Origin of the sequence: Ehrlichia ruminantium str. Welgevonden, assembly GCF_000026005.1 — a bacterium.
GTDB classification, from domain to species: Bacteria; Pseudomonadota; Alphaproteobacteria; order Rickettsiales; family Anaplasmataceae; genus Ehrlichia; species Ehrlichia ruminantium.
Map to the genome: position 1 here is coordinate 749854 of NC_005295.2, position 23156 is coordinate 773009.

General features: G+C 25.7%; 12 protein-coding genes and 5 pseudogenes. 9 read left to right on the forward strand and 8 right to left on the reverse strand.

The features are described 5' to 3' along the window. Window positions 1-61 precede the first annotated feature (61 nt). Window positions 62-964: a tRNA (adenosine(37)-N6)-dimethylallyltransferase MiaA gene (miaA, locus tag ERUM_RS02400; RefSeq protein WP_011155119.1), complete on the forward strand. Its 903-nt coding sequence runs from the start codon at window positions 62-64 to the stop codon at window positions 962-964. Between the two features lie 513 nt (window positions 965-1477). On the opposite strand, the pseudogene ERUM_RS05010 reads toward miaA, so the two are convergent. Continuing rightward, window positions 1478-1853 (reverse strand): annotated as a pseudogene (locus ERUM_RS05010) (lactate/malate family dehydrogenase); the annotation flags it as partial. A gap of 943 nt (window positions 1854-2796) precedes the next feature. Beyond that, complete coding sequence (locus ERUM_RS02410) at window positions 2797-3519, reverse strand: DUF3023 domain-containing protein (protein WP_011155120.1); 723 nt, start codon at window positions 3517-3519, stop codon at window positions 2797-2799. 503 nt (window positions 3520-4022) lie between these two features. Between ERUM_RS02410 and ERUM_RS02415 the strand changes: the two genes are divergently transcribed. From ERUM_RS02415 to nuoE, 4 genes are all read left to right on the forward strand, one after another. Beyond that, window positions 4023-7007 (forward strand): DUF3023 domain-containing protein, encoded by a 2985-nt coding sequence (locus tag ERUM_RS02415; RefSeq protein ID WP_011155121.1) that lies wholly within the window; start codon window positions 4023-4025, stop codon window positions 7005-7007. Window positions 7008-7346: 339 nt separating this feature from the next. Beyond that, window positions 7347-8045 carry a VirB8/TrbF family protein gene (locus ERUM_RS02420; protein WP_011155122.1) on the forward strand — a complete coding sequence of 233 codons (699 nt, stop codon included), beginning with the start codon at window positions 7347-7349 and terminating at the stop codon, window positions 8043-8045. Window positions 8046-9747: 1702 nt separating this feature from the next. Next, window positions 9748-10929 (forward strand): NADH-quinone oxidoreductase subunit D, encoded by a 1182-nt coding sequence (locus tag ERUM_RS02425; RefSeq protein WP_011155123.1) that lies wholly within the window; start codon window positions 9748-9750, stop codon window positions 10927-10929. Between the two features lie 3 nt (window positions 10930-10932). Beyond that, complete coding sequence (gene nuoE, locus ERUM_RS02430; RefSeq protein ID WP_011155124.1) at window positions 10933-11484, forward strand: NADH-quinone oxidoreductase subunit NuoE; 552 nt, start codon at window positions 10933-10935, stop codon at window positions 11482-11484. Between the two features lie 238 nt (window positions 11485-11722). Here the strand turns inward: nuoE and ERUM_RS05170 are convergent. Both ERUM_RS05170 and ERUM_RS05255 read right to left on the reverse strand, forming a co-directional pair. After that, window positions 11723-11886: pseudogene (locus ERUM_RS05170) on the reverse strand (acetylglutamate kinase); the annotation flags it as partial. A gap of 84 nt (window positions 11887-11970) precedes the next feature. Beyond that, window positions 11971-12080 (reverse strand): annotated as a pseudogene (locus ERUM_RS05255) (NADH-quinone oxidoreductase subunit D-related protein); the annotation flags it as partial. Between the two features lie 219 nt (window positions 12081-12299). Here ERUM_RS05255 and ERUM_RS05250 point away from each other — a divergent pair. From ERUM_RS05250 to ERUM_RS02445, 4 genes and pseudogenes are all read left to right on the forward strand, one after another. Beyond that, window positions 12300-12520 (forward strand): annotated as a pseudogene (locus ERUM_RS05250) (hypothetical protein); the annotation flags it as partial. 578 nt (window positions 12521-13098) lie between these two features. After that, window positions 13099-13686 (forward strand): hypothetical protein, encoded by a 588-nt coding sequence (locus ERUM_RS02435; RefSeq protein WP_011155125.1) that lies wholly within the window; start codon window positions 13099-13101, stop codon window positions 13684-13686. 791 nt (window positions 13687-14477) lie between these two features. Then, a complete protein-coding gene (locus tag ERUM_RS02440) occupies window positions 14478-15320 on the forward strand; it encodes a DUF3023 domain-containing protein (protein ID WP_011155126.1) in 843 nt (280 codons plus the stop codon). A gap of 821 nt (window positions 15321-16141) precedes the next feature. After that, on the forward strand, window positions 16142-17674 hold the full coding sequence (locus ERUM_RS02445; RefSeq protein WP_011155127.1) for an acyl-CoA carboxylase subunit beta: 1533 nt from the start codon (window positions 16142-16144) through the stop codon (window positions 17672-17674). Between the two features lie 1169 nt (window positions 17675-18843). Here the strand turns inward: ERUM_RS02445 and ERUM_RS02450 are convergent. From ERUM_RS02450 to yihA, 4 genes and pseudogenes are all read right to left on the reverse strand, one after another. After that, a complete protein-coding gene (locus ERUM_RS02450; protein WP_231837196.1) occupies window positions 18844-19956 on the reverse strand; it encodes a porin in 1113 nt (370 codons plus the stop codon). 1440 nt (window positions 19957-21396) lie between these two features. After that, window positions 21397-21555 (reverse strand): annotated as a pseudogene (locus ERUM_RS02455) (carboxyl transferase domain-containing protein); the annotation flags it as partial. Window positions 21556-21573: 18 nt separating this feature from the next. Continuing rightward, entirely contained in the window at window positions 21574-22542 is a 969-nt protein-coding gene (gene argB, locus ERUM_RS02460; RefSeq protein WP_011256090.1) for an acetylglutamate kinase, read from the reverse strand. Beyond that, on the reverse strand, window positions 22514-23116 hold the full coding sequence (gene yihA, locus ERUM_RS02465; RefSeq protein ID WP_011155130.1) for a ribosome biogenesis GTP-binding protein YihA/YsxC: 603 nt from the start codon (window positions 23114-23116) through the stop codon (window positions 22514-22516). The genes argB and yihA overlap by 29 nt, the downstream gene beginning before the upstream one ends. Between the last annotated feature and the right edge of the window lie 40 nt (window positions 23117-23156).

The following is a 23156-nucleotide window of genomic DNA, read 5'->3' on the forward strand; positions in this document are numbered from 1 at the left end:
TTTATACTATATTTTTACTATAATTGTACATACCATAATAATTCAATTATGTATAAACACCATGAATAATGTATTAATCATTACTGGTCCCACAGCATCTGGTAAGTCTAAAATATCTATAAAAATCGCGCAAGATAATAATGGAGTTATTATCAACTGTGATTCAAAACAAATATATAAAGAAATTCCTATAATTACAGATCAGCCAAAATTAAATGAGACTTTTATACCACACAAACTATATGGATATGTATCAGCTGTAAAACAGTACTCCGTAGCAGAATGGGTTAATGATTTAAAAAGAGAAATATATCAAACCTTTACAGAAAATAAACTACCAATTATTACTGGAGGTAGTGGTATGTACATTAGTAGTATAATATATGGATTATCCCAGATTCCTGCAATAGAAGAAAACATTAGATATCAAACAAAACAGTTATTCAACACTTTGGGAAATAAAGAATTTTATTCATTATTAATAGAAAAAGATCCTATAGCAAAACGTTTACACTATAACAACTCGTATCAATTACTAAGAGCATATGAAGTTATCGAACAGACAGGAACTTCGATATTTAGATTACAAGAAGAGCTAAAACGTAAACCATTATTTGACAACTTTACTCTCTGTATACTAGTTCCACAAAGACAGGAAGTATACAAAAAAATTAATGATCGTTTTATTAGTATGATTAATTCATCTGTAATAGAAGAAGTAAAAAATTTAATATCATTAAATATACCTAATCATTTTCCTGCTATGAAAGCTCATGGTATACCAGAAATTATTCAATATCTAACAAATAAAATTAGTATTGAAAAAGCTATAGAAATAGCTCAAAGGAATACAAGACACTATGCTAAACGTCAGTATACATGGTTTAAAAATCAATTTCCTAATGCCCTATTCTATGAATCTCAAGATCAATTATTGAAATTCATTTCTAAAAAATTTAAATAATAATTATAAATACTATTAGTTAATACTTATATATTAGATATATTACATACCTTTTTAGTATTCTAACTATTAATTATGACTTTATTCATAAAAAATTATGAAAGCAATAATACAAACATATATATAGCACAAAAAGTTCACAAAACTTATGAAAGTAATGACATAATTGTAACTTATACCAGAGACTAATAGTACTGATTATATCAAATAATTAAAAGCAAAAATTAAGTTTAAAATATTATAAAAATCTTCAGTTTTTTTAGATATCTAAAATTTTTAATAGCGATTCACATTAATAATCATATTGACATGCCTAATAATAACGGAAAAGACATGATATATTTACCTATAATAATTAGGATATAAGTATATATAAAAATGTGGTACTAGTATATTTGTTATGCTATTGATAGAATGTGTACCTATTTTAAAAGAAGAAAAAGAAAAACCTAATAAGTTATCCTATTATGACAGAAGATATTGTCTTATAGTTTTCTCCAATATGTGTAAAACGTTACCTGATATATAAAGAATTATTGCCAATTCAAGCAGATCACTTAATTCTTTTGCAATAAAATATGAAAATCTTGCTGAATCTAAAACACCTGCCATTCCAACAATCATATTACTAGGCAGATGTGAATATCTATACATTGCCAATACCATAACATCAAGTGGATTAGTTACTACAATAACAAATGCATTTGGAGCATATTTGCAATATTAGTTGCTATTTCTTTTATTATATTAACGTTAGTACTAATAAGATCATCACGACTCATACCAGGTTTTCTAGTTATTCCAGCAGTAACAATAATAGCATCAGCATTTCAATATCTGTATAGTTATTAGTTCCAAATATTTCACCATTATATTTGCCTATAAGTGAAACAGAGGAAGAAGAAAAACAACCACATAGGTTAAGATTTTGTTCAAAAAAAAAAAAAAAAAAAAAAAAAAAAAAAAAAAAATCGTATAAAAGTATCGAATAGTGCTATATATTTTAGTAAAAAATAATAATATAATAATTATACTACTTTAACATTCTAAGCATTATAAGTAAAAATGTATAGTATAAAAGGTGTATAAGGAAAACAAGATGTAAAAATTACTTTTCACCTTAGAAGAAGAACTAAATAATCAATCTTAGTTTACATTCTCAAAAACTCTTAAACTCACTAAATTAAAATTATTAGTAGTATAAATTGTTATTTCCATTGTTAGTGTATCTAAGGATACCTTAAATAAGATAATGAATTTTGAATGCTTATTGTATCAATTTAAATAAGTCAGCATTCTTTTAATAAAGGAAAGCAATATAACATATTTTAAAATAAAATATTCTAATAGTAATCAAGAAACAGAATTTTAATAAAAACTAGCAATATAGAAGAAGTATAAGCAAACAATAGTATTAAGAATATAAGCTAAATATTAATAAATAAATATTATACAATCCATTGTTTTGGTTCATAACTGATTATATAAAACTAAATAAAATAACAACTTTGTTGTACCATCTATGGTTTTTCCTATTATAATTAATATATCTTCATTATAAGAAGAGCTAGAGAAGTGATATTCTGTTATTTTTATAATGACGCAATAAACCCAATAGTCGATAATTAAAGATTAATAATATATTTAAGTAATTAAAAAAATAGTTCTATTCCATATTGTTTAAGACAAATATTATAAATAACAGAATGAAAATTTACTATCGCTAATAAACAAGTTGATCTATGGATAAACGAGTCATGTTACTGAATGTCATATATTCTCTCAGATTAACTAAAATTATTAGAACAGATTGCTCTATTAGTATATTTTTTTTAATACGTTCTCAAATTCTCTTCGCCTGATGATAAAGACTGAATACAAGTTTCAACTAATGCTTGAGCTGGTTGTTTTTCTTCTTCTTCCTCTGTTCCACTATCTTCTTGAATTGGCAATAATTCTTTTATATCAGGTAACTTTTTGCACATATTAGAGAAAACTGTAAGACAGTATCTCTTTCCATAATAGGATAACTTATTAGATTCTTCTTTTTCTTCTAGTATAAAATCTGCCTTTAATTTTACAACATTTTTCAAAAAGTAATACTCATCACATCTATATCTACGTAAAGATTCTATCAATGGCCTAACAAATATACTAGTACCATAACTTACTAAATATTTACATATTAATTGTTGTGAATTAAGTATATCATGTACAAAATTTGCTATGTTATCTCCATCAACTAAAAAACATACTTTAACATTGATGTATTTTTTTTCTAATTCTTCATTGGATAACATAAAAGTTTTAAACAAATAACGATCATTTTTCAATATTACATTAGGTACGCTTAACATTAATAAAAATAAAGATTGTCCATTTGGTAAAATTAGTTGTCGATTTTTATGAGTCTTGGTAATATATACTTGCAATAACTTTTTATGATCTGCTGTATGACCTATACAGTAAGATCTCTTAACTTTAACATCAACAAGCAAATCTATCTTATTACATAATGTTGTATTGATAAGACGTATGACTTTATGGTTGAACATAGTCTTTAAATTAATACTATTAGTTATTATATTTTAATAAGTAATATTAATTTATTAGTATAAAAAAAACATAAACATAATAAGCAATATGTCAATAGATAAAAAATTCTAATCAACAAAAGCTACTTATTTAGTTATTAATAATATTATTATTAAACGTAGAAAATTAATTCAAAATATTAGTAAAAACCAATCAACAATATTCTTTTATCGGTTCTCATAATTAACAAGCTATAAATACAACTATACAATTTGTAATATTATTCTATTAATACTAAAAGCTCAACTTTATGAACTATTAAGATAATAGTTGAAGTTTTTTAATATTACTCACAATAACATCTACTTATAGTAATCAATGTTTGTTAAGACTCACCTATAGAATATTTGATGTATTTTAAGATGGATATATATAGGAAAAAGAAGAATTAATATTCTTGTAATATTAATATATTTTAATTATATTATAAGATATGTCCTTATATATTTAATAGTTACCTGTTATGCCACTTACTTTCGATCTATATGCACATGAAAAAAGATTAAATCTTCTTCTATGCAATGCTATAAATTCCGCTGCTAATCTAGTTAATGAAATAGATATATCTTGTGTAGGATATACTGATGAAACCGGTAAATTAGTGGCTTTTATTGACCCTAACATTCCACTAAACTTATTCCCTATTCCTCAAAATCTATCCTTATTTCGTATAAGTGGTACTATACCAATTACCATTATAACAAATTCTAATTCTCAAGAATTATCTAAAGAGTTTGTTTTCACAGAAGGTGAAATAAATAGTGGCCTTGTTAAGTGTGAAATGTATTGTTTAGTAGGTAATGAAAATCTTGATGATTTTACTGAAATATGTAGTAATCCTAAAATAGGATATGAAAATTTAATAAAAATTTCCAATAATATTTACACACAATTATTTACAGAAGATATATTAAAATTTCCTATTAACATAGAACATGCTCTATCAAATATAGCAAATTTAAATGCAGAATATATATATGCATCTGATCTAGTAAGGAAAGAAAAACTTAAGCAGCTTAAAGAAAGAAATGATGATTTATGTAATGCAATATGCCATGCATGTAATGAGGAGAATGTAACTTCTGTAAAATGCATAGGACATACTCCTGACAGTAATCAACTCACAGTTCATATTAAATGTCCAGAAAGCCTTTTACCTATACCTCAAAGTAACTCTCTATTTCTTGTCGAGATGAGTATATTACCTAATGTTATAGGGGGCAATCAAATATTATCCTCTACTTTTGAATTAACAGAAAGTGAATGTAAAAAAGGTGCTCTCAATTGTACAATGTACTGTTTAGTTAGTAAGGAGAAACTTAAAAATTTTACTGATGAATGTAATAATGCAAAAAATAATAAACCAAAGCTTAAAGATATTATTCAACATTGTTCTGTAAGATGTATAAAACTCAATACAGAAGGAATATTATCATTACAAATTAGCGAAGAACAGCTAATAAATAATGTAGGAATATGTGATGCAACATTTAGATATTTTAGTGATCTACGTCAGGAAAAACTTCAGAAAATACAGCAAATAAATAATGAACTATGTAGTGCAATATGCAGTCTACCTGAAGCAAATAAAATAATTGATGTAAAATGTGTAGGACACACCACCACTAAGAATAAATTAGTAGTTCATACTGAATGTCCACTAGCTCTTCTTCCTACACCTCAAGGTGATTCATTATTTTCTATACTGATGGCTATACCACACACTATTATAGCAAATAATGCCATATTATCTTCTACTTTTAAAGTAGTAAAAAATGATCTTGGTATTGATAGTGATTATATTTTATGCACTGCATACTGTCTAGTAACTAAGCATAATCTTCAAGATTTTACTAATGAAGTGTCATCGGATGATGTAATAGATGATACTACACAACAAAAACGTCAAAAATTTAAAAATATCATTAAATTATGTTCTGTAAAATGTGTAACATTACATACACAAGAAATGTTATCATTAAACATTAGTGAAGAAGAACTAATCAACGATATAGGGTTATGTAATGCAACTTTCAAATATTTAAGTAATCTGCATCAAGAAAAGATTGATATACTTAGACAAGCAAATAATAAATTATGTCGTGAAATATGTCTTAAACTTAATAAACATCAAACAAACTATATAAGATGTATAGGAAATACTGTTGATAATCAATTAATAGTTACCACTCAGTGTCCACGAGATCTTCTTCCTTTTCCTAAAAATCAATCTTTATTCATTATAAGGATAAATATACCACCTAACATTATATTACACAGTAAAATACTAAATAATACATTTAAATTAACAAAAAGTGAAAAAGAAGATTATTACATTAAATGTGATATGTATTGCCTAGTATATGAAGAAGATATTAAGAGTTTTATTGATGTATGTGATGATTTAGATAAGCCATATATTGAAGAGTTAATTCAACATTGTTCTGTAAAATGTATAAAATTGTATACACAAGAAATGTTATCATTAAACATTAGTGAAGAAGAACTAATCAACGATATAGGGTTATGTAATGCAGAGTTTAAATATGTTGAAAGTAGACAGATAATTGAATCAGTACTAGACACATTTGAGTATATCGAAATACAAGCAAATAAACTCCTATGCAGAATTTTGCCTACACTTTGTGCTTTATATAAAAAAGATTTTCTCATCAAAAAGATACGTTGTATAGGTAATACTATAGATCCTGAACAAGGATTAACAATTTATCCTCCTAGTATATTCTCAAAGGAACACTTACCAACTGCCAAAGGTACATCTTTATTTTTAATACGAAGTAGGATGTTAACTGAAGTTATATTAAGTACTCCTGAACTAGTGAATGTACATAATCTAAGTGATGAAGAAATGTCGAGTAAGTATTTATTATGTGATATATATTGCCTAGTAGATAATCAAAACATTAATCTATTTAAGAATCTTTGTACAAAGACAAGACAGTTTTCTGATGTTGTAATTACATGTGATGTAAGATATATTAGGATATATACAAAAGATGCTAGAAAATTCCCATTTAATGAGGCAAGTGTATTAAAACAATTAGGAAATATAAAAGGAAAATATCTCAATGAACAAGACTTTAAAGCATTAGTTAGTTCTGGACTTTATACTAAATCAGCAAGTGAATCTTCATCAGCAGTATCAACTGAAGAAGAATCAATTATACAACAAGAACTCCATGTAAAACAGAGTTTAAAATCAAGATTATCACAAATAAGAAAACAACTAACACCTGATTCTTCATCATCTAATACAGTATCAAGTGAAGATGATATAGATACACCAGCAGAAATTAAAAGAAAAAGAGAAGCAAGACGTTTAAAATTAGCAAAATTACAACAAGAAGAATCACAAACAACAGGAATAGGTATGTTGTCTGATCAAGAAGTTTCACATCATAAATCTCAAAGTAAAGATTTAGATTAGTAAAAGGAAAATTTATCCTTTATTATTAAAATAATATGTATTCTTCATTTTGCTAGTATATGTTTTTATAAAGTATGGAAACATAATATCTAGCATTATGTAGAAGTATTACTCTAAATATATAATGATATATAATATGATCTTTTTAACATAGTTAATTCAAAAATAAGCTTATAACAAGTTAAATAACAATTAATATAAGTATTATCTATATTTTAACTATATACTTCTAATATTTATATATAAATATTTTTATGGTAATGAACTATATTTAATAGTATTACTGTTTATTATTAGTTATGACATTTTTATATATTATGAACTCAAGTAGAAATTTTTATGTCTTGTAGCAATGATAAAGATATTGATAGTGAATATATTGGAAGTAGTAAATATTTTCAAGATGCATTAGACTGGTATTGTAACAAATATTTGTTCTGTATTACTGAACGTGCTTGGTTGTCAATTGTAACACTTTTCTTGCTATATTTAATCTTAGTATTAATGTTTGACATATACTCATATTTTCCACTAAAAACAGATTTTTCATTTGTTAAATATACAGATCGTTATACTGATGAGTTTTCTGTTATAAGAAAGTTAAGTACTAATAATGAAGATAGTGAAGAAACACTCCTATCACGGTACCTTGTTGCACAATATGTAAAAAGATATGAATCATACTCATACGATGATTTAGAAAGTCAGTTCAACTTTATAGAAAACAATTCTTCAAGGAAAATATATTTAAGCTTTAAAGAAATGAAAGATCCTAGTAATCCTAGTAATTCTAAGTATAACTCAAAAGCTTTATCAATCAGTACTGTAATTGATAAAGTTGATTTAATATCACAAAATTTTACTTCACTTAATAAAGCTATTGTAACTTTTAAAACAAAAATTGCTGTTAATGGAGTTAAGTCACATACTGAATCTCACAAAGTATTATTAAGTTTTTCTTTATCTAGTATTAAAATGGCTAGTTCAGGAATTATGCCTCTAGAATTTGTAGTACATGATTATAAAAAATTAGATTGATTTGTTTTCACTAAAATTGATGATTAAGTCAATAACAATGGGTTATATAATCACATATCTATACAGCAATAAAGTCTGCCAATAATTATTACGCATGTACTAACTATACATATTTCGTGAAATAAATTAATTTTTATATCATCTAAAGTAAATACTATCTTAGTAAGTACATGTTATGTTATGTCATGTACCTGTGATCTATAGTATTGAAAAAAATAATCTTTTTGTTGCATTTCAAGATTGGTAAAAGTAATCTATGTGCTATATCTAACTATTAGTATATACCTATTCTGTATATAAATATTATACTCTGAATTTCCTATTCAATAATCTTACTATAGTAGACATTTTAGAACAATTTAGCATTTTATTTATAATATTGGAAACTTTATGTTATAGGAAATACAAATTATGATATTTATAAACGATTTTGTCTGTCTAGTTATTGTAAAAAATTATATATGATAACTTACAGATGTTTATAGTATTTTTTTCTATATATTTGCTGTTTATGATGATGTTAAATAGTGTTTTGTATATTACTTGAGTAATGAGCAATAAACTATTAATATACTAGTATTATCAATAATGATTTTCGTTTAGTAATATAATAAAATATATTACCTAATGTTTAAATAATTATCTTAGATATATTATTAATACATATATTCTTTTCAATATTTGTGATCTATAGCATTACTTCTCATATTGTTTGTAAGATTAAATGGTTATTTTAAAACTTGTATACTATGTTCAATTTTATTTAGGCTAATTATATATAGTTTTTACCATATAATTACAATATATATTAGTGCTTCTAAGGATCGCTAGTATAAGAAATTTACAAAGCAAGTTATATTGAAAATAATTGTTTATTATATAAATCAATATTAATTGTAATATATATATTTACTTAAATTATGTGATTTAAACAGTATGTTATCTTTTAGTTGTGTTTTTTTATATATTAAATAACTAAGATATTAATTGATGAATTAATATGTTTTTTGAAAGTATGATGTACTAAAATTATGATAGTACAAAATTTCTACACATTTTTAATTTTGTATATGAAATACGATGAATACTATATTAAAGAGATAAAAAATACTGTACAATAACTAAAATAAAAACCACCTTTAGCACCTAAATTTTTACATTTAAACGATAATTACTAAACTTTTTATTACTCCTTATACCTACTATAGTATATACATTACAAATCTATCATTGTACCAAAATCCTAGAATTCATCACCAAAATTATTACTTTTAAAAAATACCTATTAATTGCATTTATTAGTAGAATAGCTACACACAAAAAATAGCTGTATTAAACATCATGATCAATAAGCATACTTTTATACTTACTATGTAAATCAACTACTAATTGTTTTAATATTAATTAAACTTGCTATGATTATATAAAAAATGATCTTATTTAGTAGTTTAAATAATACATTATATTAGTAAAAGAGCATACCTATATAAATATCCTTTTAACAAAATTTATTATATTAACTATCTGTGCCGTTACTAAGAATCGACTTAGTTCTTGTCAATACCAATGACATATTTTATTATACTAAAACTTAATATAATGATAAATTACTTTTGTATAATTCGCGTACTATCCGAACCTTATTCTTGACATAAAATATTAGTACTTACATAATTTAAGTTATATTATTTCATAATTAACAATGTCTGATCACGTCAAAATTACACCAATGACTTTAAATTTCGGACCTCAGCATCCTGCAGCTCATGGTGTAATGCGTTTAGTTTTAGAAATGGGTGGCGAAGTTATAGAAAGAATAGATCCACATATTGGATTATTACATAGAGGAACCGAAAAGTTAATTGAATATAAAACATATCTGCAAGCTTTACCATATTTTGATCGTCTTGATTATGTATCTCCAATGGCTCAAGAACATGCATACTCATTATGTGTAGAAAAGTTGCTAAAATGTGAAGTTCCAATTAGGGCAAAATATTTACGTGTTATCTTTTGTGAATTGACTAGGATATTAAATCATTTATTAAATATATCAAGTCAAGCGTTAGATATTGGAGCTATGACTCCTTTATTGTGGATGTTTGAAGAACGTGAAAAGATTCTGAATTTTTATGAAAGAGCATCAGGAGCAAGATTCCATTCAGCATATATTCGTCCAGGGGGTGTAGCAGCTGATATTCCTGAAGATTTGATACATGATATATTTCAGTTTGTGAATACATTTCCTAAATTTATGGATGATGTAGATAGCTTGTTAACTGAAAATAGGATTTGGAAGCAACGTAATGTTGATATTGGTGTAGTATCTAAGAAACAAGCTCTGAATTGGGGTTTTTCAGGACCAATGTTAAGAGCCTGCGGAATTCCTTGGGACTTACGTAAAAGTCAACCTTATGAAATATATGATGAACTTGAGTTCAAAATTCCTATTGGAGAAAAAGGAGACTGCTATGATCGATATCTGGTTAGGATGGCAGAAATTAGAGAATCTATTAGATTAGTTGAACAATGTTTAAATCGTATACCAGATGGTCCTGTAAAAACAGATGATAGGAAAATTGCTCCACCAAAGAGATCAGAAATGAAAAAATCTATGGAAGCATTAATACATCATTTCAAATTATATTCAGAAGGTTATAGTGTACCTGCTGGAGAAACCTATATGGCAGTTGAAGCTCCAAAAGGTGAATTTGGTGTGTATATAGTATCCGATGGAACAAATAAACCGTATAGGTGTAGAATTAGAGCTCCTGGTTTTGCTCATTTACAAGCAATAGATATGATGGCAAAAGGTCATATGTTAGCTGATTTAACTGCTATAATTGGATCATTGGATATAGTATTTGGAGAAATAGATAGGTAAGAAATGGTGTCTAATATACAAAAGAATTGCAATACACGTTATGATATTGGAGAATTTAAATTCAATAAAGAAAGTCTAAAACAAGCAAATGACGCTCTTAATAGATATCCTAGTGATAGAAAATCTAGTGCAGTAATGCCATTGCTGCATATTGCCCAAAAACAGTGTGGGGGGCTTATTCCAATAGCTGCTATGAACTACATAGCAGATTTTTTAGATATGAAACCAATACATGTATATGAAGTTGCTAAGTTTTATTCAATGTATAATTTATCTGTAACTGGTAAATATTTAGTTCAGGTATGTAGAACAACTCCGTGTTGGTTATGTGGTAGCGAGAATGTATTAAAAGCGTGTAAGGAATTTTTAAATATAGATGTCGGAAATACTACAGATGATAATTTGTTTACGTTAAAAGAAGTAGAATGCTTAGGTGCGTGTGTTAATGCACCAGTTGTACAGATAAATGATGATTATTATGAAAAATTAAATGCTGATAAAATAAAAAATATATTAATAGAATATAAGAAAAAGGAAAATACCATTATAGATTAAACTTTATTTTGAAATCAAATCTATTTGATCTTAGTATAATTCAGTAGCAAACATAAGCTTTTAATATAGAAAAATTATGTGGAATTTAATGCAAGTTATTTCTATTAATAACTAATATCATAAAATCACAAACACTCAACGCATCAATACATACATCCTCAACTATAAAGTATATAATTAGCATATATTAATGCTTATGAACTCCCTACTATTGTACCAATACATAAATACTAAATAACTACAACAATAATACATGAAACATCTTTCTATCAATAACATGAGCGTAACCGTAATATTTCCTTCTACTTTTACACAAATTTGTAACTTATGGATCATATCTGCATTTGCAGTACCATTATCAATAAGATTTTCTTCATGACTTACTGATAATTCAGATATTAAAATACTATCCTTACGATATTATATATATCAGTTTTTCATGTTATTACCTGTATTGCAGTTCTTTTGTATACTAGATACCATTTCTTACCTATTTATTTCCAAAATACTTATATCCAATAACTCAATTATAGCAGTCAAATCAGCTAACATGTGACCTTTTGCATCATATCTATTACTTGTAAATTAGCAAAACCATGAACTATAGTGTTTTGTATATATACGGAAGAAAGCTAAAATAAGTTAATCAGATTGTATAAAAGTATACATTTCTTTAAAAAACTTATGCTGATTTATTTGTTCTAAGAAATACTATTATATATACTCGCTTCTTGGAATTTAGTCATATAAGCTTTTCCAGCAAGTACGCTAAATGTTCTAAATGTAAGTTAAATTTTTTAGTAGATAACATAATAGAATTTAGCAAAAAGGACATGACTTTACAAAGATTTAAAGGTTTGGGTGAGATGAATACAGATCAATTATGGGATACTACATTGAACCCTGATACTAGGACTTTTCTAAAAATTAAAATATCTGATTGTGAAGCTGCCGATTAGATACTTTCATATTAATGGATGATTTTGTTGAACTAAAACGTGATTTTATCAATAATAATACTTTAAATGTGTATTAATTATGTTGAGGTTAAATACTAATTTAGTATGTATTAGTGTAATTACTAGAAAGTAATTCAGTATTTTATAAATTTTTGTATAGTTCTAAGAGTTCTTTTTACATTGAATATTGTTTTGAATATATTGAAAAAAATTCACATCTGTCTTATGAATTTTGATCTTATATAAATTTAAGTATAAGAACACTAATACTACATAGTATAGTAGAATATTATGGCCTTCTTGGATAATTATGCTATATATATAATAAGCTGTTAGCTTATTACCATGTTTTCCAGTAATTATATATGTCTATAATTTAGATTAGTAAAATTAATCATAAATAAATTAAATATGTTAGCTATATAATTAATGATTCATAGAAAAATATTTTTACAGTTGTGTATTAATATGAGTGATCTTACTCATTACATATGTATGTTTTGTATAATTTAATACACTAAAAATATGTAACTTTTTATGTTATATCATATTAATATGTTGTGACTATTAGATTTTTATGATATTAAAAAAAATTAATTACTTAGACAAGTATATTAATTAATATTTATTAAATTACTAATTAGGTACATTGTATATGAAGTATCATAATACAAATCATAAGCTATTAAAATATCATTTTATGTTGATTATTGGTATTAGTGCAGCTATTACATTTCAGATGTTTTATTCTCCAAATACCATATCTTCTTGCTTTTTTTTATTAGTATCTGTAATACTTCTTACATTGTGTTTCCGTAGTATGTTAAAAAGGTCAGATCCAAAGCCATTAATTCCAAGTGAAATACTGGAACCTATAAAACAAAAAGATGAATGCATAAAATTTTCTGATATAACCAGAAAGTTAAAAAAACATAGTTCTACTTTAATAGCTGGGTTGTTTATAGTAACCATATGTATACAAGTTGCTATTTTTTGTCCTGCTCATGTTAAGGTTTTCCATAATATTGCTTCCCATTGTTTAAGTTTGGCATCTTTAATGATTATTATATTATGTGCTTATGATATGTTAAAACTATTTAAGCCAGACAATTCCTTAATTTTTAAAATACCAATATATGCAGAAGATAAAAAGTTGCTCGATAATTTAGTAAGCAGTATTTTAAAGATACATGATGTAGACCGTGTTGAAATTAAAAATTATGACGAACTAGAATTAGATTAAAAAGTATGTTACGTAATACTTCTATGTTTTAGCGATAAATATATTAGAATTTTAATATTATAAACTACATAACAACGGGCTAAGTTTTTTACTAATTCTATTCTATTTTTCAAGTATGGCAGATTATATATTATTTATAATAGCTTTAATACAAGTGATATTTATATTGTAATATAATATATATTTTTTTCTTTTTCCCTATTGTTAAATTAATGTGATATTTTTATTACATACTTGATTAAGGTTTTATATGTAGATAGCTCTATAATATAATGTTCTAGTGTAGTAATTAAATACAAGCACAATAAAGTTGTTATATTTTATATAAATTAGGTACTAAATGGTTTATATCATAAAAAGACACATGTAGCATGCTTAAGAAAGTAATATTAAAATTAATATAACAAAAGTTATGTATAATTCATGGATTATATATATATTGAAAATAAAATAACATTTTGTAACCTATCATTCGTATTCAGTATTTCATATGCAATATATTTAACTAATAATTTAGTAAATATTAGTTAGTATACTTCTTAAATAACTGTCTTTTAATAAATATAAGTATTATTATCTTAACCTAATAATACTCTCTAATATAAACAATTTAAAAGTCTTATTTGTTATCTAATTAGTGTTTAATTTTGTATTGTATATGCTAATGCCATAATATGTATATTTGAACTATTTTTTTTATATTTTTAAATACAATCTTTAAAATTTACATATTATAGATTACTATATATATATTGTTATGGTAGTATTAGTAATAATCTTATGGTATTAATATGTTATATGGTTGTGATATAAAGAAGGAAATAGAACTTAACCAGGAAATATGTAACAGTTTTATGGCACAACAATTCCTACGTTATTCTAGTATTTCATGTATTGGTGCTTCTGATACTGATAAAGGACTTGTTATATATGTTGATGATTTTAATAGTATTGGTGACCGATGTAACCCAAGTGGTGATAGTCTGTTTAAAATTTTAATTGAAGTACCGCGGAAAAAAGTAAAACAAAGTAAAATTTTTAATGAATTGCTAAAAATATTCCATGCTGAACATAATAATATGTGTTTTTCTATGTACATTATGGTAACATCTAGAAATCTTAATATGTTTCTGAGGAAGACCTGTATTTCAGGTGGGGAAATCTATATAGATGACTTAGCTAAATGCGGCAAAATAGTTCTAACAGTACCAGTAAGTATAGGTAAAAGAAGTATCTATAGTTCATATAATGAATCACTTCTATTGAAAGAAGTTGGAGGTGTGGCTTGTAATGAGTTTAAATATATTAATTTTGAGAAAAGTATAAGCAGCAGTACTAATTCTACAGGATTATTCAATAGGATAACAGCTACTTTTCATAATAAATTCTCAAAAGCAAGAAATAAAGAAGGAACTTCAAATGCAATGTTCTTTCAAGAAAGTGAGGAAGATCATTTATCTACTATCGGTGCAGTCGGCGGTTCTATTAGTGACAGAAAGGCAAAACCAAAAACGTCACAAGAAAAATTACAAGAGAAAGTAGAAGATGAAGATGTAGATCTAAGCGAAACTACATATCTTTTAGGCAAAGTAAAATTATCAAGTACAAGTTCTTCAGTAAGGAAAAAAGAATAAAAATATATATACTGTATAGTAACAAATTCAGTGTATATTGTTAATTATATCACTAAAGATGTTATTTTTACCAATAGAAAGCAGGTAAAGAGGTTAGTAAACATCACATGTCTTTTAGATAAAATAAAATTAATATAGGTTCTTTAACAAAAAAAGTATAAGAAATACTACAAAACTATATTGGTAAGTTAAGTTTACATTACTAAAGATTGTTATTTTTACAATTAAATGCCTTTAATTATATATATTACCGTATATGGTTATTATTATTTTACAGTATACAAATTTTTTACACATAAAAATTTTAAAGTTTTTTGTTATTATTTATTAATAAACTAATAGAAGTACAATATATTCCATATTTAACTTCTTTTAAATTTGATATTCTAATAAATTGATAAAAGTATATTATACTTAAACTTTGTGATACATATCCTTTACCTAATTATAAAGAATGATTTTTTATTGAAATAGTTAATATATTATTCAAAATATTTGAATAACATGTAAGAATGATTGTATATTAAAGATATACAATCATTAGTTCATAAAGTATATTCGTACCTTTAATGGTTAATAATATAATGTATTTACATATTAGATATCATTTATAATAACATACAAAAATGCTTCAATAATAATATTTTTATACATATTTTAGTATGTTATATAATTTTTTGCGTTATAAAAAATTTTAAATATTTAAATACTATCTTGTTAATTATAAACTTGTAATAATGTTTCCAAGTATAAAAGATTTACATATTTTTGTTAAATGTGGTAAAAATGTTTGAATAATATTTGATTATTTTACTAGTATCATGAGATTTATAGGGTTACAAAATTTAAAAGATAAAAAGTTGAATTCTTATAATGGTGGTGGTTTATCTAAAATAGAACAACAACATCTTAAAGGTAAGCTAACTGCAAGAGAAAGATTAAGGGTATTACTTGATGACAATTCTTTTGAAGAATATGGAGTATTTGTTGAACACAGATCTGTCAATTTTTCTATGGATCAATCTAAAATACTTGGAGATGGTGTAGTTGTAGGATATGGTACAATTAATGGACGAAGGGTATGTGTTTACTCTCAGGATTTTACTGTATTTGGTGGATCACTTAGTGAATCAAATGCTAAAAAGATATGTAATATTATGGATAAAGCTTCAGTATTAGGTGTACCTATTATTGCTATTAATGATTCAGGTGGTGCTAGAATACAAGAAGGAGTCGATTCTTTATCTGGTTATGGAGAAATTTTTCAACGTAATGTTGATTTATCAGGTGTAGTTCCACAGATATCTTTAATTATGGGGCCATGTGCAGGTGGTGCAGTATATTCTCCTGCATTAACTGATTTTATCTTTATGGTACGTAATACTTCATATATGTTTGTTACAGGGCCAGATGTAATAAAAAAAGTTACATATGAACAAGTAAGTAAAGAAGAATTAGGTGGAGCTACAGTTCATGCTGCTAAAACAGGAATTGCAGATTTAGTATTTAATAATGAAATTGAAGCATTGTTACAGATACGCAAGTTCATGCAATTTATTCCATCGAATAATATCATGAAGCCATTGAAACTTGACACAAATTTAGATACTTTTACAGAAGACATTTCTTTAAATACTTTGGTACCTAAAAATAGTTCTACTCCATACAATATGTATGAATTAATAGAAAAGGTATGTGATGAGAGACTCTTTTATGAGATAAAACCTGACTTTGCTCGCAATATTATTATAGGTTTTGGTAAAATAGGTGGTTGTAATGTAGGAATTATTGCAAATCAACCGTTACAATTAGCTGGATGCTTAGATATTGATGCTTCAAGAAAAGGTGCACGATTTATACGTTTTTGTGACGCATTTAATATCCCTATTATTAGTTTTATTGATGTCCCAGGGTTTATGCCAGGAGTTAACCAAGAACATTCTGGAATTATAGTACATGGTGCTAAATTGTTGTATGCATATGCGGAAGCAACTGTTCCTAAAATTAGTGTAATTGTCCGTAAAGCTTATGGTGGAGCATATATAGTTATGAATTCTAAACATTTATGTGGTGATATAAATTATGCTTGGCCAGATGCTGAGATTGCTGTAATGGGTGCTGAAGGAGCAGTTGAAATAATCTTTAGGAATGAAGCTGATGAAGAAAAAAGACAATATATAATTGATGAATATCGCTCTAAAATAGTCAATCCTTATGTAGCAGCTTCTAGAGGATATATTGATGATATTATTATACCATCACATACTAGGAAACATTTGTTTAAATCTTTACAACTCTTACAAGAAAAAAAAGTACAAAAAATTTCACGCAAACATGATAATTTGCCTTTATAGTTTTTAGTAACATGTAGAAAATTTAAATATACATTATAATAGCTATATCAGTGTTACATAGTTTGGTAAGTATTAGTATTATAAAATAATTCAAAGCTGAAGTTCTTTAAATCTTACAAAGAAATACAAAAAATCTCCTTGTTCAAAAGTGTGGCAGCAAATTGTCTTGATAGTTATATAATACAATAATACATGCTTATATATTCTACATAATATAAAAGAATATTATCTTAAATGTTATTTGATTAGATTTTCTCTAATTTATGAGAATAATTACATAATTTAATTAAAAACCAAAACTCAGTTCAAGTTATATTCTTTCAACATATTACAAAACTGTTGATATATACAATAAAACATTATACTAATGATTACAACTTAAGAATAACACCACTTTAAATAACTTATTACTTACAGCATTATATACATCTCTTTCACCAAAAATTTGGTATTCTATTTACAGAACATATAATGCCAATTAAGATTAGCTATTTTACACACACAATCAAAAATTGAAATACTAACTTATTCGGTAAAATTCAAATTAAAGCATCATAATTTTTAGAAATTTATGATACTCACATTTGTAATTTATATCTTTCCAGCTTATATACAATATTTTTAAATATGTTTTCCTAACTCCCTATCAAGTATGCCAACTTTTACCTACTAAATAACCTACTTAGTAGTATTTTAAAATATACATAGTTCATTATTTAAGTAATTAAAATATAACAGTACAAATACATGACATACACTGAAACTTTTGTGCTGCTATATTTCAATACAAAATGTAAAAGGAAAACTTATGTTTGCTATCCAGTAAAACCTTACACTATATATTAGTAAAGCCATTTACTATAAGCAATATATGTAAATTAAGACATAAACCTGAATTGAATAACTATAAAGGTATCACAAATAATATGTAGCAATATAACTTACAACCATTTTTTATATAATAACAAAGCTTCAACTCCTTACAAAGGTGTTACCACTAAGCTACAGATAACAAAGAAAAAATAACATATAACAGACATAACCAAAAAATAGGCTAAATATCCCCCCTATTACAAAAACAATTTATCTTGCTTTACAAGGTTACACCTCATGCCTATATAGCTATGATAAATCACTACTATAAAGGCACTAGAGTAATCCGTTTTTTCTTAAAACTTAAACTTTGTACCTATCAAAAACACATAACCTGACTGTTGATCAGATGTAGGCCTATCAACAGCAAAACAAATTAGATCACTATATACTGATACTTTATCAACCAAAACCTTCTCTATACCTAAAGCATAAACTGAAAGTGAATGTTGCTCTGTATTACTTTGATCATTTTTCTTAAGATCTTTATTACTATAAAAATAAGTAGCACTGATACTAAATCCATTTCTTTCGAATTTCGCTCCTAGATCATAATATTCACTACCAAGAACTACATAGTTTGCAGTATCCACAGATATAGCTTTTTTACCAGATTTGCCTAAATTACCGTATGACCCTAAAATTGTAAAATCATGATAATTAATTGATAACCCAATATTGTAAGCTACCAAATCATTATACTCCTCACTATTCAAACGAGCATGCTCTATTACCCCTGAAAAAGAATAATTAAGATTTGATAACTTATTTTCATACTTAATTCCTATGTCAATAATATCATTATAGCCACCCGCATCTTTATCCTTAGGTATATAGCTAAAGCCAGCTTTAAAACCCTTGAATTCTGGTGAATAATAATTAAGAACTGGCCCACCAATTTCATGTCCACAAGCACTAGCAATATACAAACCAGGCTTTACTAAAATTGTACCATCTTTATCAAAACCATACGGATACTTCTTAGAATCAGCTTTTAAACTAACATGCTCTAAATAGCTACCAGAAATTCCCCCTGAAGCAACACTAATTTTAGAGGAAGAAATTCTCATACTATTGGCAACAGGTTCTGCTAAACCTACTTCTATACTACCTATATTAGGTAATTTTAAAAAAACATAAGCACTATTAGCACCTACATTCAGTAAATACTTACTAGAGTCATTAGCAGTATCATCTACAACATCAGATGCTAGCTTTACATCTATCCCTACAGATGAACCAACTGTAAACTTATCACTGACACTATCTTTTACAGTATAAGAATACAATAATTTTGAATCTGCACTAAGCAAACCCCTTGTATAATCTTTACTATTAATACTATGCTGTAAACTTAAATTACCAGACAATGAGAAATCATTAGCATAAGCATTGCCCACTGTCAGCATAAAACAAGCTATAGCACTAGATATATATGCTATTTTTTTACACACCTAAACTTACCCTTTAAAAAACCCTAAGCTAAATCTAACACCAACTGTTAAAACAATCAAGAATATAATTAAAAAAAATAACTACTATAATAAATATCTATTTAACATAGATTTATTTCAGTGTAGCAAGCACTATATAGTAAATAAAATATACTTTAACTTTGTAAATATGCACATAGTTCTATACAGAAGAATTTATTTTTTAAAAACAATAATCTAATAACTTAAGTTGACCTATTAATAACCCAACTATAATCAACCAAAACAATCCTATATACTAAACTAATAAAAAAACTTATCTTTAAGATATACAAACAATAGTAAGTAGTTATGTAAGTTATATAGGCTATAGTTTTAAATATATAGTTCTAGTAAATATACTACCTATACGTTATACTATATCAAATTATTATCCAATAAAATGATAAAACAATAATAAGTAATATTCTTTAAATTCTTTTCTACATAAAATAGTCCTACTTTATACAAGTAACTCATCTTTGCATTATTTGATAAAATTAACAGAAAAGTAATACTATAATATTATTATCTTCTTATCAGAATATTTTAAGAATACCCTATTCTGCCTATATTTAGTTATACACATAATAAATAAATTTCTAAATACTCTGAAAATCGATATGTAGAATAACAAAAAAATATCATGTATTTTTATAAATATAGAAAATAACTATATGCATCATAATAATGGATAATTATATTATCCTATAAATAAGTAAATGAGATTTTACACAATTAATTAGAAACTTAATAAGATAATATTCATATTCATTGTTATTTAACTTGCTATAAGCTTATTTTTGAATTAACTATCTTAAGTAGATTTAGAGTAATATTTTTATATAAAGCTAGAGATATTATGTTTTCCATACCCTATAAAAACATATATTAACAAAATAGAAGAATAAGAATACACCTGATTTAACAATAAAAGGTCAATTTTCCTTTTACTAATCTAAATCTTTACTTTAGGATCTATAATGTAAAATTTCTTGTTCAAGCAATATAGCACTCCTATTCCTCTTAATAATAAAAGATTAATACAATACATTAATAGAAAAAGTATATTATGATAGATTGTTATTAGATAAAATATTCTTATAATATCACTACATAAAAAGTTCTTATTTACCTAATAGTATTAACATACTATAAAAATTAACAAACGTAGTTTCTATTGAAGTATTAAGAAAATAACATTTATACCACCAACATATAAATAATTATTGAGTAATATAGGATTAGTAAGTACGATTTTCAATATAGAAAAGCCATACAAAAACTTAACTTCAATAACCCCTATTAATACACTTTAAATTTATAAATTTCCTAATTATTAAATACATGAAGTTAATACATACATTTATATATATAATTCGATGGAATAAATTGCATGAACTTGCGTATCTGTAACAATGCTTCAATTTCATTATTAAATACTAAGTCTGCAATTCCTGTTTTAGCAGCATGGACTGTAGCTCCACCTAATTCTTCTTTACTTACTTGTTCATATGTAACTTTTTTAATTATATCCCAACTATAAAGCACATATTATACTCCTGAATTCACCACCATTGTACCAGTACCATGAATAGTAAATAACTCCAACAATAATACATGAGGTATTCTACCATCAATAATATGAGCAGAACCGTAACCTTCTTTAACTACTCTAACACAAGTTTGTAGCTTAGGAATCATACCTGTATGTGCAGTACCATTATCAATAAGATTTTCTGCATGACTTACTGATAATTCAGATATTAAATTACCATTACTATCAGTTACCCCTGAAACATTTGTTAAAATAATTAACTTAGCAGCAGCCATAGCATTTGCAAGAGCACCAGCTACTAGATCAGCATTCACATTATATGTTAAATTATTTTCACCACTACACACAGGAGCTATTACAGGAATAAAATCAGATTCCTCCATAAAAAATAACAGATCTGTATTAATATCATGAGGCTCACCAACAAAACCCATATCTAAAATTTTTTCAACATTATTCGATTGATTCTCTTTGTAAGTATAACAAATTTTCTTTGCTTCTATTAAATTAGCATCTTTACCACATAATCCAATAGCATTACCTCCAGCATTATTAATCAGCTGTGTAATATTTTTATTCACTAATCCACAAAGTACCATTTCTACAATTTCTAGTGTTTCAGCATCAGTAATCCTTAATCCGTTAATGAATGTACTTTTCTTATTTATCTTCTCTAAAAATTCATTAATCTTATTTCCTCCTCCATGTACAACTATTGGGTTAATTCCAAGCTGCTTGAGTAATACAACATCATGGGCAAAGCTCTCTGCCAATTTTTTATCCGTCATGGCAGCACCACCATACTTAATAATAAATGTTTCACCAGAAAATTGCTGTATATAAGGCAAAGACTCTGATAAAGTTTTAGTAATATTAAACCACTCAACATTCCCACCAAATTGCTCAATGCTCAATTTGGTATCTTCTTTATTAAGATTATTTTTTGATACATTGCGCAATTTCATAAATTAACTCCTCTATTCCTTGTTTACATTTACTACTAACATTAATGATTGGATATATAATAAAATTCAGGTTGAAGTTTTGAATATCACTTACAATAACATCAAGAACATTACTTTGTACGCGGTCAATTTTTGTTAATACTAATTGATACAATATTTGATGTACTTCAAGCCACCTAATAAAATCCAAGTCTATTTCCTTAAATCCAACTTTAGCATCTATAAGTAACACAACTTTTGACAAATTCTTTCTATTTAATAAGTAATACTCCATTAAACAAATATAACTATTTACAGTAGCCCTATCTGCTTTAGAATATCCATAACCTGGCAAGTCAACCAAAACCATCAATCCTTTATTAATCAAATAAAAATTTATCTGCCTTGTACACCCTGGTTTAGATGATATTCTAGCATTTTTTCTATTATTCGTTATTGCATTAATTAAGCTAGACTTTCCAACATTTGATCTACCAGCAAGTGCAACTTCTGGTATAGAAAAATCAGGCAAAGATTTAATGCTGGTAGCTCCTATAATGAATTGACATTGTGACATTATAGATTTTAATTTCATAAATTTCTAACATTTAATAAAAATATAAAATAGACTAGGC